14 protein-coding genes are annotated in these 14849 nt (G+C 63.2%); 6 read left to right on the forward strand and 8 right to left on the reverse strand.

Annotated elements, in window-relative coordinates; all coding sequences use genetic code 11:
• The first annotated feature begins 35 nt into the window (after positions 1-35).
• Both NUH88_RS06500 and NUH88_RS06505 read left to right on the forward strand, forming a co-directional pair.
• Positions 36-1286, forward strand: coding sequence for an adenylate/guanylate cyclase domain-containing protein (locus NUH88_RS06500; RefSeq protein WP_257770773.1), 1251 nt, complete (start codon positions 36-38; stop codon positions 1284-1286).
• Positions 1283-1762 (forward strand): Lrp/AsnC family transcriptional regulator, encoded by a 480-nt coding sequence (locus NUH88_RS06505; protein WP_257770774.1) that lies wholly within the window; start codon positions 1283-1285, stop codon positions 1760-1762. The genes NUH88_RS06500 and NUH88_RS06505 overlap by 4 nt, the downstream gene beginning before the upstream one ends.
• 406 nt (positions 1763-2168) lie before the next feature.
• Here the strand turns inward: NUH88_RS06505 and NUH88_RS06510 are convergent, their stop codons facing one another.
• Complete coding sequence (locus NUH88_RS06510) at positions 2169-2777, reverse strand: hypothetical protein (protein WP_257770775.1); 609 nt, start codon at positions 2775-2777, stop codon at positions 2169-2171.
• 213 nt (positions 2778-2990) lie between these two features.
• Between NUH88_RS06510 and NUH88_RS06515 the strand changes: the two genes are divergently transcribed.
• Positions 2991-3602, forward strand: a complete 612-nt coding sequence (locus tag NUH88_RS06515; RefSeq protein ID WP_257770776.1) for a LysE family translocator — start codon at positions 2991-2993, stop codon at positions 3600-3602.
• Between the two features lie 49 nt (positions 3603-3651).
• Positions 3652-4515 (forward strand): DMT family transporter, encoded by an 864-nt coding sequence (locus NUH88_RS06520; protein ID WP_257770777.1) that lies wholly within the window; start codon positions 3652-3654, stop codon positions 4513-4515.
• Here the strand turns inward: NUH88_RS06520 and NUH88_RS06525 are convergent.
• Positions 4512-5408, reverse strand: coding sequence for a metallophosphoesterase (locus NUH88_RS06525; protein WP_257770778.1), 897 nt, complete (start codon positions 5406-5408; stop codon positions 4512-4514). The two genes, NUH88_RS06520 and NUH88_RS06525, sit on opposite strands and share 4 nt — an antisense overlap.
• 19 nt (positions 5409-5427) lie before the next feature.
• Here NUH88_RS06525 and NUH88_RS06530 point away from each other — a divergent pair, with 19 nt between their 5' ends.
• Positions 5428-6831, forward strand: coding sequence for an SLC13 family permease (locus tag NUH88_RS06530; RefSeq protein ID WP_257770779.1), 1404 nt, complete (start codon positions 5428-5430; stop codon positions 6829-6831).
• On the opposite strand, the gene leuA is transcribed toward NUH88_RS06530, so the two are convergent.
• Positions 6828-8507, reverse strand: a complete 1680-nt coding sequence (gene leuA / locus NUH88_RS06535) for a 2-isopropylmalate synthase (RefSeq protein WP_372743548.1) — start codon at positions 8505-8507, stop codon at positions 6828-6830. The two genes, NUH88_RS06530 and leuA, sit on opposite strands and share 4 nt — an antisense overlap.
• 399 nt (positions 8508-8906) lie before the next feature.
• Here leuA and hemA point away from each other — a divergent pair, with 399 nt between their 5' ends.
• Positions 8907-10118, forward strand: a complete 1212-nt coding sequence (gene hemA / locus NUH88_RS06540) for a 5-aminolevulinate synthase (protein ID WP_257770780.1) — start codon at positions 8907-8909, stop codon at positions 10116-10118.
• A gap of 35 nt (positions 10119-10153) precedes the next feature.
• Here hemA and NUH88_RS06545 read toward each other — a convergent pair whose 3' ends face one another.
• From NUH88_RS06545 to NUH88_RS06565, 5 genes are all read right to left on the reverse strand, one after another.
• A complete protein-coding gene (locus tag NUH88_RS06545) occupies positions 10154-11353 on the reverse strand; it encodes a sulfotransferase family protein (RefSeq protein WP_257770781.1) in 1200 nt (399 codons plus the stop codon).
• 87 nt (positions 11354-11440) lie between these two features.
• Positions 11441-12142, reverse strand: a complete 702-nt coding sequence (locus NUH88_RS06550) for an ABC transporter ATP-binding protein (protein WP_257770782.1) — start codon at positions 12140-12142, stop codon at positions 11441-11443.
• The gene (locus NUH88_RS06555; RefSeq protein WP_257770783.1) at positions 12142-12894 is read right to left on the reverse strand and encodes an ABC transporter ATP-binding protein; all 753 of its coding nucleotides are present in this window, start codon (positions 12892-12894) and stop codon (positions 12142-12144) included. Before NUH88_RS06555 ends, NUH88_RS06550 begins: the two co-directional genes overlap by 1 nt.
• Positions 12891-13865 carry a branched-chain amino acid ABC transporter permease gene (locus NUH88_RS06560; protein ID WP_257770784.1) on the reverse strand — a complete coding sequence of 325 codons (975 nt, stop codon included), beginning with the start codon at positions 13863-13865 and terminating at the stop codon, positions 12891-12893. Before NUH88_RS06560 ends, NUH88_RS06555 begins: the two co-directional genes overlap by 4 nt.
• Positions 13866-13868: 3 nt before the next feature.
• On the reverse strand, positions 13869-14792 hold the full coding sequence (locus NUH88_RS06565) for a branched-chain amino acid ABC transporter permease (RefSeq protein ID WP_257770785.1): 924 nt from the start codon (positions 14790-14792) through the stop codon (positions 13869-13871).
• Between the last annotated feature and the right edge of the window lie 57 nt (positions 14793-14849).

Consider the following 14849-nt stretch of genomic DNA (forward strand, 5'->3'; position numbering starts at 1 on the left):
CTGCATTCTGGGTCCGGGCGAGGTGAGAGAGACGCATGCACGAGAACAAGCCGGTCACGGATCCGAAGGCGGTGGAGATCATCCAGTGGCTGGTCTATCAGTCCTGGGAGAAAGTGCCGAACGAACAGCTGATCGCCGCCACCGCGGAGCGTCTTGTGGAGGCTGGGATTCCGCTCGATCGCTGCCGCGTCGCCATGTACACGCTGCATCCGGAAGTCGGCTCCCTGCTCTTCGATTGGGACCGCGCCGGCAATCTCCCGGAAACCGGCCGCCGGGAGGAGATCGCCTATACCAGGGACGAATCGGAGGAGTGGAAGGCGAGCCCGCTGCGCCACATGATGGCGACCGGCACCCTGCAGATGCGGCGCCGGCTGACCGGCCCGGGGGCCCAGCTCGATTTCCAGGCGCTTGTAGATTTTCGCGACGAGGGCTTCACCGATTACTACGCGTGCATGTTCGGCGGCACCGAGGCGCTACGCCTGATCAAGGAGGGCGAACGGAGCTGCGGCGCCATCCTGCGCTGGTCGAGCCGGCACCCCGACGGCTTTTCCGATCGCGACATCGCCTTCATCGACGCCATCGTGCCGGCCCTCACCTCCGCGATCCAGGCCCATCTCGACCAGGAGATCGCCGCCAACCTGCTGAGTGCCTATGTCGGCCCGCTGGTCGGCGCGCGCATCCTGAAGGGAGAGATCCGGCGCGGCATGGCCGAGAGCCTGAACGCCGTCCTGATGATCGCCGACCTCTCCGACTTCACCAGCGTCAGCGATATCGTCTCCAAGGAGGAGATGGTCTCGGCCCTGAACCGCTATTTCGACGCCATGCTGGAGCCGGTGCATGCGGCGGGCGGACAAGTGCTGAAGTTTCTCGGCGACGGTTTCCTCGCCATCTTCCCGCTCTCCCCCGGATTGGAAGCGGAAACCGCGTCGCACGCGCTGGAGGCCGCGAAAGCGGCCCTGGCGGCGGTCGACGAACTCGCCGAGACCGAGGCGGATCTCGAGCGCCCGGCCATGGGGCTCAACGTGGCGCTGCATCTGGGCGAGGTCATGTTCGGCAATGTCGGCTCGCGCAACCGGCTCGATTTCACCGTGATCGGCCCGGCAGTGAACGAGGCGAGCCGGATGGAGAGCCTCTGTCGCTCGCTCGGCACCGACATCATCCTTTCCGAGACCATCGCCAGTCTCCTGCCGGAGGAGACTCGCCTGCTGACGCGGATGGAGCTGCGCGGCGTGAAGGGCGAGCGCGCGCTCTACGCCCCCGCCGAACCTCTGCAGGCCGCAAAATGAGCGAGCCCCGCCTCGACGAGACCGACCGCGCGATCCTGGACTATATCCAGCGCCACGGCCGTGCCGCCTATGCCGAGATCGGCGCCCATGCCGGGCTCTCGGTCTCCGCCGTCAACGAGCGGTTGAAGAAACTGCAGGCGGCGGGCGCGATCCGCGGCTACGGTGCTGTCCTGGAGCCGGCGGCGGTCGGGCTCGACGTGCTCGCCTATGTCTCCGTGCTGATCGACTGGAGCGCGCATAACGCGTCCTTTCTCGAAGCGGTGCAGGCCATGCCGGAAGTGCTGGAATGCCACCATGTCACCGGCGACTGGTCCTACCTGCTGAAGATCCGCACCCGCTCCAACGACGCGCTGGAGGACGTGATCTCCAACCGCATCAAGCTGTTGCCGGGCGTGACCCGCAGCCAGACGGTGATCGCGCTGAAATCGCCGAAGGAAAGTTCGGTGTTGCCGGTGAACGTGAGGTCGGAAAATTAGAATTGGAACCGTGGCAAGAAAACCTAAGGCTGCTTGGCATCGCCTTCATCTTTGTTGGCTGTGGTGTCTTCATTTACTCAAAAGCACGCATTTCGATATTCAATTTCAGAAACCGAAACACAGACCATGAGTATGATCCGCGATATCCGTTTTTTCTGACCGAGAAGGCTCGCGCAATGCACGACGCCGAGACTCGGCACGGCTGCATTGTCTGGCTTCTTTTTCTGATTGGAATCACACTAGCGACCTGCTCTGGCGAAAAGTGGTAGCTAGGCTTTGCCTGAAATGGGCGACGGTGTCCTTGAGGTCAAACCATTGACCGTCGTCCCCCCGGCGCCCAGAGATCATAGAGATCGAATCTCGTTCCCCTGGTCCCGGCCTGCGCCGGGATGACGGGCGGGAACGCTCACTTCTTCTCCACGAATTCCCTGAGCGGCCCCATCGTGGTCATCGCGCCGCCGTCGGGCGTGCTCCAGACGCCGAAGAACATCGGTCCGAGTTCGGTTTTCACGGTCGTCACCGCCGCCGATCCCTTCGCTGCGTCGTGCTGGATCCGGATGTCCTGTCGCTGCCCGTTGACCTCCTCCGCGAAACCGGACGAGACGTGGTCGAGCCATTCTTGCGCCACATCGAACGCGACGCGTTCGGCCTGAAAGGCACATTTCAGCCGTCCCGGACGGGAATCCCGGACGAGAATCAGCTTGCGGCCCGACGGGCCCGACATCGTCCATCGCGTTGCGTTCGAGCCAACTTCCGGCTCGATATGCCGGCCGGCGACCTCATCGACCGCGGCGGAGATTTTCTCAAGGTCGTAGGTCGGATAGCGCAGGCAGAAGGTCTCGGCCATGGCGATCGCCGTGAAATCTCCGGATCCGGACTGTGCCTGCGCCGCGCCGGCCACAAGGCCGGCGGAATAGTGGCGCTGGCTTGCCGCAACGGCATCGCCCGCTCCGAGCAGCGGTACCAGCAGCGAGACGCATGCCGCGGTTCGCACGAAAGGCTTAAAGAAAATCAAGGTCAACTCCGCTCATTGCGACAGGCGAACGGCGGCCACACGAATGCTCATGAAGGACTGAAATCCGGGCGTCGGGTCGGTCGCGCCGCCCCGTGTCAAAACAGTCACTAAAGGCAAACTGGCGCGAGTGTTATGCGGCCGGTTCCTATTCCCCATCTGGGCCCGAGCGGGCACGATACCAGAAAAAACATGCTCCGAGGAGGACCGGCCCGAATGTTTCCGACGCTCGACAGCGTGCTCGCACTGCTGGCCATGGCCTTTCCACTGATGGGCAGCCCGGGACCCGCCATCGTCGCCATTACCGCGAACGGGGCCGCCTTCGGGATCCGGGCAGGCCTGCCTTTTCTCTTCGGCATCTATGCCGGAGTCTTCACCGTGCTCTGCCTGACCGCGAGCGGGGTCACCGGCCTGCTGCTCGCCCTGCCCGGGGTCGGTCCGGTACTGGTGATGGCCGCAGTGCTCTACATGCTCTATCTCGCCTACCGGATCGCCACCGCACCGCCGCCGGGCATGCACGGAACGGACGATCCGGACCCGCCGGGCTTCGGCGCCGGGATCGTCGTCTCGCTGACCAACGTGAAGGCCTACACGGTTTTCACCGCGCTCTATGCCGGCAATATCCTGATCGAGAGCGACCCGATCCGGGACACGCTGACCAAACTCGCCATCCTTACCTGCGTCATGCTGTTCGTGAACGGCTCCTGGCTGGTCTTCGGCGGGATCTTCGCGGGCTTCATCCGCTCGCCCAGGATCGGGCGGGCCTTCAACATCACCATGGCGATCCTGTTGCTCGTCTCCGTGGCGCTTGCCGTCATCCCCCGATGAGGCGATAGGATAAGGTTACTGACCTATCCGCCGCCGATTGGACCGGCCCGTGCACATCATCCTGTTCGCGCTCTCCGCCCTGATCTGGGGGACGGGGGCCTATGTCACGACCCTGCAGGCCGGACCGGTACCGGTCCCGGTCTCCGTTGCCTACCGCATGCTTCTGCTGGCGGGTTTCATGCTCGTCGTGTTGCTCGCGACCCGATCGCGCCTCCGCGTCGCGGGACAGGACGTGCCATGGATCGCGGCGCACGCCGCGACCTTCTTCGCGCTCAATTTCATCTGCTTCTATTATTCGACGCATCTGATCCCGAGCGGCGTCGCCACCCTCGCGCTCTCCACCTCCCCGATCTTCGCGACCGTGATCTCCTTCATTCTCTTCCGTGAGACGATCAGTCTGCGCGCGCTCGCCGGCATGGTGATCGGCATGGCCGGGCTCGCCGTCATCGTCTCTCCAGACCTCGCGAAGCTCTCGGCCGGCAGCGACGTCCTGCGCGGCATGCTCTGGGCTCTCGGCGCGGCCCTCGGCACAGCGATCGGCACCATTATCGGCGCCCGCAACCAGCGGCGGGGAATATCGCCCTACACGGCCAATTTCTGGGGCGGCATCGGCGGCGCTTCGATTTGCCTCGCCATCGCGCTTGCGAGCGGGATGGAGATCACCATCGAGCCGACGGCGCTCTATCTCGGCTCGCTCGTCTATCTCGGCATCGTCGCCTCGGCGGGCGCCTTCCTGATCTTCTTCGCCCTGGTCGCCCGGGTCGGACCCGGCCGCGCCGCCTATACCTTCACCACCGTTCCGGTGGTGGCGCTCGCCATGTCCGTGCTGCTGGAGAATGTCACGCTCGGCCCGCTGATGATCGCGGGCACGGCGATGATCCTGACCGGCAACGTACTGGTGCTGAAGCGCTAGCCCGAACGCCGGCGCTCCTCCTCGAGCGCCCGCTCGTCCCAGGCCTGGACGAAACGCATCTGCCCGGAATTGATCTCCAGTGCGGTCAGCACCCCTGTTTTCACCGCGCCGCTATCGATCCCGATCCGGTGGTCATGCACCAGCGGCTCGCCATGGTTCCATTCCACCGTGTGGCCGTGCACCACGGTCAGCTCGAACGGCCAGACCTCCGGGTTCAGGAAAGGGTCGCGGATCCAGCAGAGCGTCTTCAGGGTCTGGTTTGACAGCGGCTGACGGGGATCGATCCCGGCATGGACGAAAAGATAGTCATCGACCCGGTAGGTCACAGACATGGACATGATGAATTCCAGCACCGGATCCGGAAGGCGGCGGCGCGTCTGCATGATCATGTCCCGCGCGCCGACCACGCGGTTGATGCCGAAACTGCGCCAGGTCTCCTCCCCGCCGTTAGCGGCCCAAAAGCGGAGATCGTCGTCGTCGAGGCTGCCGTCGACCGCCTGGCGGAGCCAGTAATCGTGGTTCCCGAGCAGGCAGACATCCGTAACCGGGCGTTTCGTGAACGCCCCAAGTCCGCCGAGCGCGAGGCCGAGAACTTCGAGACTCGCCGGCCCGCGGTCGATCAGGTCGCCGAGCAGGATCGCCGTCACCTGTTCCGGCTTGATCCGCGCGACATCCTCCGCCACCGCCTCGAACAGCGCGGTCAGCAGATCGGCCCGTCCGTGCACGTCGCCTATGGCGATCACCATATGTCCGTTCGCAACCGGGCGCGGGACCTCGCGCCACTCGTAGCGATGGATTTCAGATTGCGGGTTCAGCTGCCCCTCCAACGGGTTATGATCGGCGCCGGCATACGGACCGGCGGCACGTGCCGGTCCATAGGGCAACAATGACAAGTCTGTGTCTAGGGACCAAATGGCCGCAATCCAGCGCACCGATCCGAACATCGTCAGTCATTTCCCGCTGGTGCTCGGGGCCGCTCTTTTCGTCCTTCTGCTGCTCCTTCCACCGCCGGGCGGTCTGCCGCCGGCCGCCTGGCACACGGTCGCGGTCGCCGCGCTGATGGCTGTCTGGTGGATCGGGGAGGCGGTGCCGCTGCCGGTCACCGCCCTGCTGCCGATCCTGCTCTTCCCCTTGCTCGGGATCGCCGATCTGAAGGAGGCGGCGGCGCCTTTCGCACATCCGGTCGTCTATCTCTTCCTCGGCGGCTTCCTGCTCGGCGCGGCGATAACCTCTTCCGGCCTGCATGCCCGGATTGCGACGGCGATCCTGCACCGGACCGGCACCGGCAGCCGCCGGCTGGTCGCCGGGTTCCTGCTCGCCGGCGCCCTGCCCTCGATGTGGATCAGCAACACGGCGAGCGCGATCATGCTGCTGCCGGTCGCCCAGTCAGTGCTGGACGGCGCGCCGGTGCGGCTGCGCAAGGCGCTGCTGCTCTCCGTCGCCTATGGCTGTTCCATCGGCGGGCTTGCTACGCTGATCGGCACACCTCCGAACGCGATGCTCGCCGCCTTTCTCGACCAGAGCTACGGCACACCGCTCGGCTTCGCGAAATGGCTCGCCATAGGCCTGCCGATCATGCTGGCGATGCTGGTGCTTGCCTGGCTGGTACTGACACGCTTCGCGTTCGGGCCGCTGGAAGAGCTGGAAGCCGACGCCCTGCCGCATCCGGGACCAATGACGGCCCGCGAAAAGCGCATCGCCGTCGTGCTGGCGATCGCCGCCCTCGCCTGGATCTTCCGCCCGACGATCAGCTCGTTCCTCCCGGCGATCAGCGATACGGCCATCGCGCTCGCTGCCGGGCTCGCGCTCTTCGTCGTCCCGGCGGGCTCCGAAAAACGCGCCCTGCTGAATTGGGACGAGGCGCGCGCGATCCGCTGGGGAATCCTGGTGCTGTTCGGGGGCGGCCTTTCGCTGGCCAACGCGATCAGCGGCAGCGGACTGGCCGAAGCGCTCGCGGGAACTCTCTCCGCGGCCGTCGGCTACCTGCCGGACGAGGCCGCTCCGGGCCTCTCTGCCGCCATCGTTCTGTTCGCCACAGAGCTTGCCAGCAATACGGCGTCGGCAGCCGCCTTTCTGCCGATCACGGCGGAACTGGCGGAAGCGCTGGGCCTGCCGCTTTTGGCGATGCTCGCGCCCGTCACACTGGCCGCGAGCTGCGCTTTCATGATGCCGGTGGCAACGCCTCCGAACGCCATCGTCTTCGGCGCCGGAGGGCTCCGGGTCGCCGACATGGCGCGAGCGGGGCTCTGGATGAATGCCGGCGCGGTCATGCTATTGACCGCGCTCGGCTGGATACTGATCCGCGCCGGGATCTAGATCCGGTTGACCGCGCTCATCACGGCCCGGATCGGCGCCATGGTGATCGAGGTATCGATGCCGACTCCGAAAACGCTCCGGCCCTTCTCGTCCGGCACGGTCAGCTCGATATAGGCCGCCGCCTCGGCGCGAGAGCCGACAGAACGGGTGTGCTCGGTATAGTCCTTGAGCCGGAAATTGAGGCCGAACTCCGTGCGCAAACCGTTGACGAAGGCCGAGATCGGGCCGTTGCCGTCCGCCTCGATCGTGTGCTTCTTGCCAATGTGGTCGACAATGGCGGTGATGTGCTCACGCTCGTTCGAGCCTTCGATCGGTTTCGAGGAGAAGGAGACCAGTTCGTAAGGCGCATCCTTCTGCGCGATATACTCATCCTGGAAGGTCGACCAGATGGTCTCGCTGTTGATCTCCTTGCCGGTCGCATCGGTGATCTTCTGCACCACCTGGCTGAAATCGGCCTGCGCCGCCTTCGGCAACTTGATCTTGTAATCGGTCTCGAGCAGGTAGGCGACACCGCCCTTCCCCGACTGGCTGTTGACCCGGATGATGGCCTCGTAGTCGCGGCCGATATCCTGCGGGTCGATCGGCAGATAGGGCACTTCCCAGTGCGGATCGTTGCTCTTGCGGATCGCCTGCATGCCTTTGTTGATCGCGTCCTGGTGCGAGCCGGAGAAGGCGGTGTGGACCAGCTCGCCCGCATAGGGATGGCGCGGATGGATCGGCAGCTGGTTGCAATATTCCGCCGTTTCCATCAGCTCGTTGATGTTGGAGAAATCCAGTTCCGGATCGACGCCCTGGGTGAAGAGGTTCAGGCCCAGGGTGACGATATCGACATTGCCAGTCCGCTCGCCATTGCCGAACAGGGTGCCTTCGACCCGGTCGGCACCGGCCATGACCGCCAGCTCCGTCGCCGCGACGCCGGTGCCCCTGTCGTTATGCGGATGCACGGAAAGGATGATCGCGTCCCTGCGCGTGAAATGCCGGTGCATCCACTCGATCTGGTCGGCATAGATGTTCGGGGTCGACATCTCCACCGTGGACGGCAGGTTGATGATGACGGGGTTTTCCGGCGTCGGCTGCCAGACATCCATCACCGCCTCGCAGACCTCCAGCGCGTAGTCCAGCTCGGTGCCGGTGAAGCTTTCCGGAGAATATTGCAGGCGAACCTTGGTGCCGGCGTCTTCCAGGCGGGCGAGACGGTCCTTGACCATCTTCGCGCCCTCGACGGCGATCTGCTTCACGCCCTCGCGGTCCTGCTGGAAAACGACCCGGCGCTGCAGCTCGGAGGTCGAGTTGTAGAGATGGACGATCACGCTCTTCGCACCCATCAGGCTCTCGATGGTGCGCTCGATCAGGTGCTCGCGGGCCTGGGTCAGGACCTGGATGGTCACGTCGTCGGGGATCAGGCCGCCCTCGATGATCTCGCGGACGAAATTGAAATCGGTGTCGGAGGCGCTCGGGAAACCGACCTCGATCTCCTTGAAACCCATCTCGACCAGGGTCTTGAACATGCGGTGCTTGCGCGCGCTGTCCATCGGGTCGATCAGGGCCTGGTTGCCGTCGCGCAAATCGACGCTGCACCAGGTCGGCGCATGGTCGATGATCTTCGAGGGCCATGTCCGGTCCGGCAGATTGACCGGCTGGTAGGCTTGGTATTTTTCGATATGCATCTGGTTCATCACTTCAACTCCCTCGGAGCGGCGCGCTTTTCCCTGCTGCGCCTGCTCGCGGTTACATTCAAAATCCGTTCCTGAATGCGCCCGATGCCGGAACCTCTACCCCGAAACGAGGCGGAAAGGCTATGATTTGTCTTGAAAATGTGATGTCGGGATGGAGGCCATCCTCAGCGCATCAGCACGGTTCAAGCATACACGAGCGACGTGACCCGGTCTCTCTAGAGAGCCGGGAACCTAAGTCGAAGTGCGAGGCCGAGTTCCGTGTGCGTCAACATAACGCGCGAAACTAGTCAAAATCCGGTGTATCAGTCAAGCTGAGAGCGTGCGGATTGACCTGGATCATTAATCCAGGTCGGAAAACGCGAGATAAACAGACCGCACAATCAATGGGAGAGAGAGGCCGTGAACCTCTTTGACATCTGCCAGGACAAGCTGAACCGGATTAAGGCCGAGGACCGCTATCGGGTCTTCGCCGATCTGGAAAAGCAGGCGGACAAATATCCGTACTACAAGCACTATCGCGACGGTCGCGTGGAACAGGTGCTTGTCTGGTGCTCCAACGACTATCTGGCGATGGGCGGCAGCGACCTGTTGGTGAACGCAGTGCACGAGGCGGTCGACCAGACCGGCGTCGGCGCCGGCGGAACGCGGAATATCTCCGGCACCAGCCATTACCATGTCGAGCTTGAGGCGGAACTCGCGGACTGGCACCGGAAGGAAGCTGCGCTGCTTTTTACTTCGGGCTATATCGCCAACGAGGCCAGCCTTTCGACCCTGCTCAGCGCCTCGCCGAACATGGATGTGTTCTCCGACCAGAAGAACCACGCATCCATGATCCAGGGCATCCGCAAAGGCACGGCTCGCCGGCACATCTTCCGTCATAACGACCTGGAGCATCTGCGCGAACTTCTGGAAGCCGCCGATCCCGAAAGCCACAAGATGGTGGCCTTCGAGAGCGTTTATTCTATGGACGGCGATATCGGGAAAATCGAAGAGATCTGCGATCTCGCGCACGAGTTCAATGCGATCACCTATCTCGACGAGGTCCATGCGGTCGGCATGTACGGCCCGCGCGGGGCCGGGATCGCGGAGCGGGACGGCGTGCTCGACAAGGTCGACCTGATCGAAGGGACGCTCGGCAAGGCGGTCGGGGTGCATGGCGGCTATCTCGCCGGCCCGGCGCATGTGCTGGACTATATCCGCAGCGTTGCCCCCGGCTTCATCTTCACCACCTCACTGCCCCCGATCACCGCGGCCGCAGCGGCGGCCAGCATCCGGCACCTGAAGGTCAGCGGGCAGGAACGGGCGATGCAGCAGCGCCAGGCGGCGCGCCTGAAGCAGGCCTTCGCCGATGCCGGTCTGCCGGTGATGCCGTCGGAAAGCCATATCGTGCCACTGCTGGTCGGCGACCCGGCCAAGGCGCGCGATTTCTCCAACCGGCTGCTTTACGATCACAATATCTATGTGACCGCGATCAATTATCCGACCGTGGACAAGGGGACCGAGCGCTTGCGCTTCACCCCGACGCCGCGCCACACGGACGCGATGATCGAGGATCTGGTCGATATCCTGGTGCCGATGTTCAACGAGGCCGGGATCCGGAAGAGGGCCTAGTCGCCACGTCTTCCGCGAAACATCGCATCGCGGACCTAGCTATATCGATTTCGCAGGTACGGCATGAATCGGGCTGCCTTGAGATATTTCTGATTCATGTCATCCCGTAACGGCTGCCGAACCGCGAGCTTGCTCGCCGTGTGTACCGTGTCGGCGCGCAAATGCTGGCCGTCGAAACGGTCGCCTTCGAGCCCGAGGAGTACGGATATCTTCATAAACGTCCGGAGAGGATCGCGGGTCAGTTGTTCGTAGTCGATTGCCATGACCCGACCCGGCCATTGCGCCGCGAGCATTTCTGATCGCTTCCTGACGTCGTCAATGAAGTCCGCCAGGGTCGAGTCTTCGTAACAGATATCCCAATCGCTTTGGTACTTCTGCATGTAGTTGCTGAAAAACACGCTTTCGGGATTTCTGTTTATAATCAGAATCTTGGCATTCCGGATCTTCTCAAGGATGAAATCCGCCAAATAGATATTGTCCATCAGCTTGTTCAGAACAATCTTCGCAGGCACCTTCAGATCGCGCAGGGTGAGCGCGGGCTTTCCAGCTAATCCGGCGGCCAGGCATTCCTGAACTTCCGGAGATTCACCGACGGAGGCGACCCCTTCCATACTGAGCAGCATCAGTTCAAGCAACGTACTGCCGGATCTTGGAACACCGCAGATGAAGACATTCTGAACATCGCCGCGCTGCCCGAAATACCAGTCGCGGCGCTGCCAGTGCGGCCGGAGATGTACGAGGCGATTTTTCCTCTCGTTCCACTGATCGAGTATCGCCGTCCGGGAGAGCCCACGGGTTTTGCGTTCCCGCGCATTCCCAAGCCGCGCGAGCGCCACGGACCGCTTCACCTCGCCACGCCGTAGAAATATGCGGGCCAGAGACAGTGCCGATCGTGCGCTCCTATCCCGCCTTACCTGGGCCAGTAACTCCGGAAGCCCGAGTGCCGGACTGTCCACCAATGCGAGTTCGGCATATTCCAAACGGGTTCGGGTATCTCCCGGCATTAAGAGGATCGCCCGAATGAGATGACGTCTAGCGCGCCCCAGATCGCCCGTCCTGGTGCACCAATCGCTTAACTGACAGCAGATGTCTCGACAGGTCTCTTCAGGCATCGGGTACCGGAGGGCGGCTTCGAGACCGATGATGGCGTCGGACAGCGAGTTTTCCTGAAATGCACCAATCGCTTTGCGAACGATATCAGCGACCTCATCCGGAACGTTGGCCTCTTGCGCCATCAGACTTGATCGACCTCAGAACATCCTATGTCCACAAGTCCTCGCCGGGACTTCTCACGCACGGTTACAGCCAAGGGTTTGTCAAAGTCAAACCCCGAGCTTTTCCTGCACCAACTCTGCGTTCGCATCGAGCTCGGCACTCGTCCCGGACCAGACGACCTTGCCTTTTTCGACGATATAGTGCCGGTCGGCGATCCGTTTCAGATCGTCGATATTCTTGTCGATGACGAGGATCGCCTGGCCTTCTACTTTCAACCGCTCAAGACAGTGCCAGATCTCCTTGCGGATCAACGGCGCCAGTCCCTCGGTCGCTTCGTCGAGGATCAGCAGCTTCGGGTTCGTCATCAATGCACGGCCGATGGCGAGCATCTGCTGCTCGCCGCCGGAGAGCAGGTTGGCCATCGAGGTGATACGCGCCTCCAGCTCCGGGAACATGGTCAGCACGCGCTCGACGGTCCACGGATCCCGCGCACCGAAACGGTTCGCCGCGGTCGCGACGAGATTCTCTCGCACCGAGAGGTTCGGGAAAACCTGGCGCCCCTCCGGTACGAGGCCGAGCCCGTGCCGGGCGATCAGATGCGCCGGCGCGTTGGTGATCTCGTCATTCTCGAAGGTGATGCGGCCCGCCGCAGGGCGGACGATGCCCATGATGGAATTGACCGTCGTGGTCTTGCCCATGCCGTTGCGGCCCATGAGCGTGACCACCTCGTTCGCACCAACCTCAAGGCTCATGCCGAACAGCACCTGGCTGGCGCCGTAGAAGGTCTCGATTGCCTCAATTCTCAGCATCACGCCACCTCGTCGCCGAGATAGGCCTGACGCACGGCCTCGTCGTTGCGGATCTCCTCCGGCGTCCCGGTGGCGATCACCCGGCCATAGACAAGCACCGAAATCCGGTCCGCCAGGGTGAAGACCGCGTCCATATCGTGCTCGATCAGCAGCATCGTCTTTTCGCCCTTGAGACCGCGCAGGATCTCGACCATGCGCTGGCTTTCCTCCACGCCCATGCCCGCCATCGGCTCGTCCAGCAGCAGCAGCTTAGGGCGGGTCGCCAGCGCCATCGCGATTTCGAGCTGGCGGTGCTCGCCGTGAGACATTGCCCGCGCCACGTCATGTGCCCTGTCGGCCAGATCAACAGCGGCAAGCGCCTCCATCGCCGGTCCGGTCAGCCCGGTCTCCGATCGTGCCGGTCTCCAGAAACGGAAGGAATGGCCCGCATGCGCCTGCACGGCGAGCGCCACATTCTCCAGCACGGTCATATCGAGCATCAGGCTGGTGATCTGGAAGGAGCGGGCGAGCCCGAGCAGGGATCGCTTGTAGGCAGGGGTCGTCGTGATGTCCCGGCCGCCGAAGCGGACCCGCCCGCCATCCGGCGGCACCTCGCCGGAGAGCTGGGAGATCAGCGTCGTCTTGCCGGCGCCGTTCGGTCCGATGATGGCATGCAGCTCCGATTCCCGTACATCGAGGTCGACATGATCGGTCGCGGCGATCCCGCCATAGTTCTTGTAGAGGTCCCGGACCTCGAGGAACGCGCCGCTCATGACTTTGCTCCGAGTCCGATCCGCGCGCCGAGCCAGCGGAACATGCCGTTGACCCCGCCCCGGGTGAAGATGACCACGAGGATCAGCATCGCCCCGAAGGGGAAGTGCCAGTACTGGGTAAATCGGGAAAGGTATTCCTCGAGCAGTACGAAAACGGCGGTGCCGAGCACGGGGCCGAAGAGGCTTCCGGCGCCGCCGAGCACGACCATGAAGATCAGCTCTCCCGAGTGCACCCAGTCGCCCATCTCCGGAGTGATGAAATAGGTGAAGTTGCCGAGCAGCGCGCCCGCATAACCGCAGAGCGCTCCGGAGATCACATAGCAGACGAGGCGGTAGCGATAGGTCGGGAAGCCGATTGCCTGCATCCTGCGCTCGTTCCCCTTGGCGCCTGAGATCACCATGCCGAAGCGGGAATGCACAATGCGGTGCACCAGTCCGAGCGCCAGCACGAGGGAAACGAGAACGAAGTAATAGAAGGTCAGACCGTCCTCGATATCGAGCAGTCCGGCAAACTCGCTGCGCTGGTCGATCACGAGGCCGTCGTCGCCGCCATATTCCTCGATCGAGACGAAGGTGAAGAACACCATCTGGGCGAAGGCCATGGTGATCATGATGAAATAGACGCCCTTGGTACGCAGCGCGATGGCGCCGGTCAGCAAGGCGACGATGGCCGAACCGAGGACCGCAATGACGATATGAGTAAAGCCGTCATAGATCCCGTAATAGGCCGGGATGCCGACCGCATAGGCGCCGATCACGAGATAGGCCGCGTGACCGAAGCTCACCATGCCGCCATAGCCGAGGATCAGGTTCAGGCTCACCGCCGCGATGGCGAGGACCATCAGGCGCAGGAACAGATCCATCAGGAAGGCGTTGTCGACCCACTCGGAAATGAAAGGCAGCGCGGCCAGGAAAGCCAGAGCCGCGAGCATGACGTAGGCCGGAAGGCCCGTCCGGAAAAGAGATAACATGGCTCAGCGCACCTTCGGCGGGAACAGGCCCTGGGGCCGGAAGGCGAGCACCACGGCCATCAGCACGTAGATCGCCATGGCGGAGAGCGCCGGCGCCGAGGTCTCGGCATTCTGCGAGGACATGAAGAGCTTCAGCAATTGATCGAGGAAGGAACGCCCCATCGTGTCGATCAGCCCGACCAGCATCGCGGCGACGAAGGCGCCCTTGATCGAGCCGATGCCGCCGATGATGATCACGACAAAGGCGACGATGATGATCTCGTTGCCCATGCCGATACTGGCTTCCGTGATCGGGGCGATCAGCATGCCGGCGAGTCCTGCGAAGGCGGCGCCCACGGCGAAGACCAGCGCGAACAGCTTGCCGATATCGACGCCGAGCGCCATCACCATGGTGCGGTTGGACGCACCGGCCCGGATCAGCATCCCGATGCGGGTATGCGCCACGAGGAAATAAAGCAGCGCCGCGACGGCGAGCCCGGCGCAGATGATGAGAATACGGAAGGTCGGGAAGGTATGGCCGCCGACCAGATCGACATGCGTGTCGAGGAAAGCCGGCAGCGGGATCGCCATACCGGTCGGTCCCCAGATGAAATCGACCGCAGTGTCGAAGCAAAGGATCAGGCCGAAGGTGGCGAGCACATGGTCCAGATGGTCGTGCGTGTAGAGCGCACGCACCACGATCAGTTCAACCAGCCAGCCCAGCAAGGCCGTCAAGGGGAGCGCGAGCAGCACGCCGAGGATGAACGAGTCCGTCACCTGGGTCAGCGTGGCGCAGAAATAGGCGCCCATCATGTAGAGCGAACCATGCGCGAGATTGACGAAATCCATGATCCCGAAGACCAGCGTCAGCCCCGCGGCGAGCAGGAACAGCAGCACGCCGAGCTGAACGCCGTTCAGCATCTGAATTGTGAAAAGTCCCCAGTCCACCAGGATACCCCTGTTCTTGTGCCGTTCGGCATTGTCTTTTTGCCGGCGGTTTCCGCC

It is taken from the genome of Nisaea acidiphila (assembly GCF_024662015.1).
Taxonomy (GTDB): Bacteria; Pseudomonadota; Alphaproteobacteria; order Thalassobaculales; family Thalassobaculaceae; genus Nisaea; species Nisaea acidiphila.

Bases quoted from the DNA above. Each gene is read 5' to 3' on its own strand.
- NUH88_RS06500 (WP_257770773.1), top strand. From the start codon at position 36: ATGCACGAGAACAAGCCGGTCACGGATCCGAAGGCGGTGGAGATCATC.
- NUH88_RS06505 (WP_257770774.1), top strand. From the start codon at position 1,283: ATGAGCGAGCCCCGCCTCGACGAGACCGACCGCGCGATCCTGGACTAT.
- NUH88_RS06515 (WP_257770776.1), top strand. From the start codon at position 2,991: ATGTTTCCGACGCTCGACAGCGTGCTCGCACTGCTGGCCATGGCCTTT.
- NUH88_RS06530 (WP_257770779.1), top strand. From the start codon at position 5,428: ATGGCCGCAATCCAGCGCACCGATCCGAACATCGTCAGTCATTTCCCG.
- leuA (WP_372743548.1), bottom strand. From the start codon at position 8,507: ATGAACCAGATGCATATCGAAAAATACCAAGCCTACCAGCCGGTCAAT.
- NUH88_RS06545 (WP_257770781.1), bottom strand. From the start codon at position 11,353: ATGGCGCAAGAGGCCAACGTTCCGGATGAGGTCGCTGATATCGTTCGC.
- NUH88_RS06550 (WP_257770782.1), bottom strand. From the start codon at position 12,142: ATGCTGAGAATTGAGGCAATCGAGACCTTCTACGGCGCCAGCCAGGTG.
- NUH88_RS06555 (WP_257770783.1), bottom strand. From the start codon at position 12,894: ATGAGCGGCGCGTTCCTCGAGGTCCGGGACCTCTACAAGAACTATGGC.
- NUH88_RS06560 (WP_257770784.1), bottom strand. From the start codon at position 13,865: ATGTTATCTCTTTTCCGGACGGGCCTTCCGGCCTACGTCATGCTCGCG.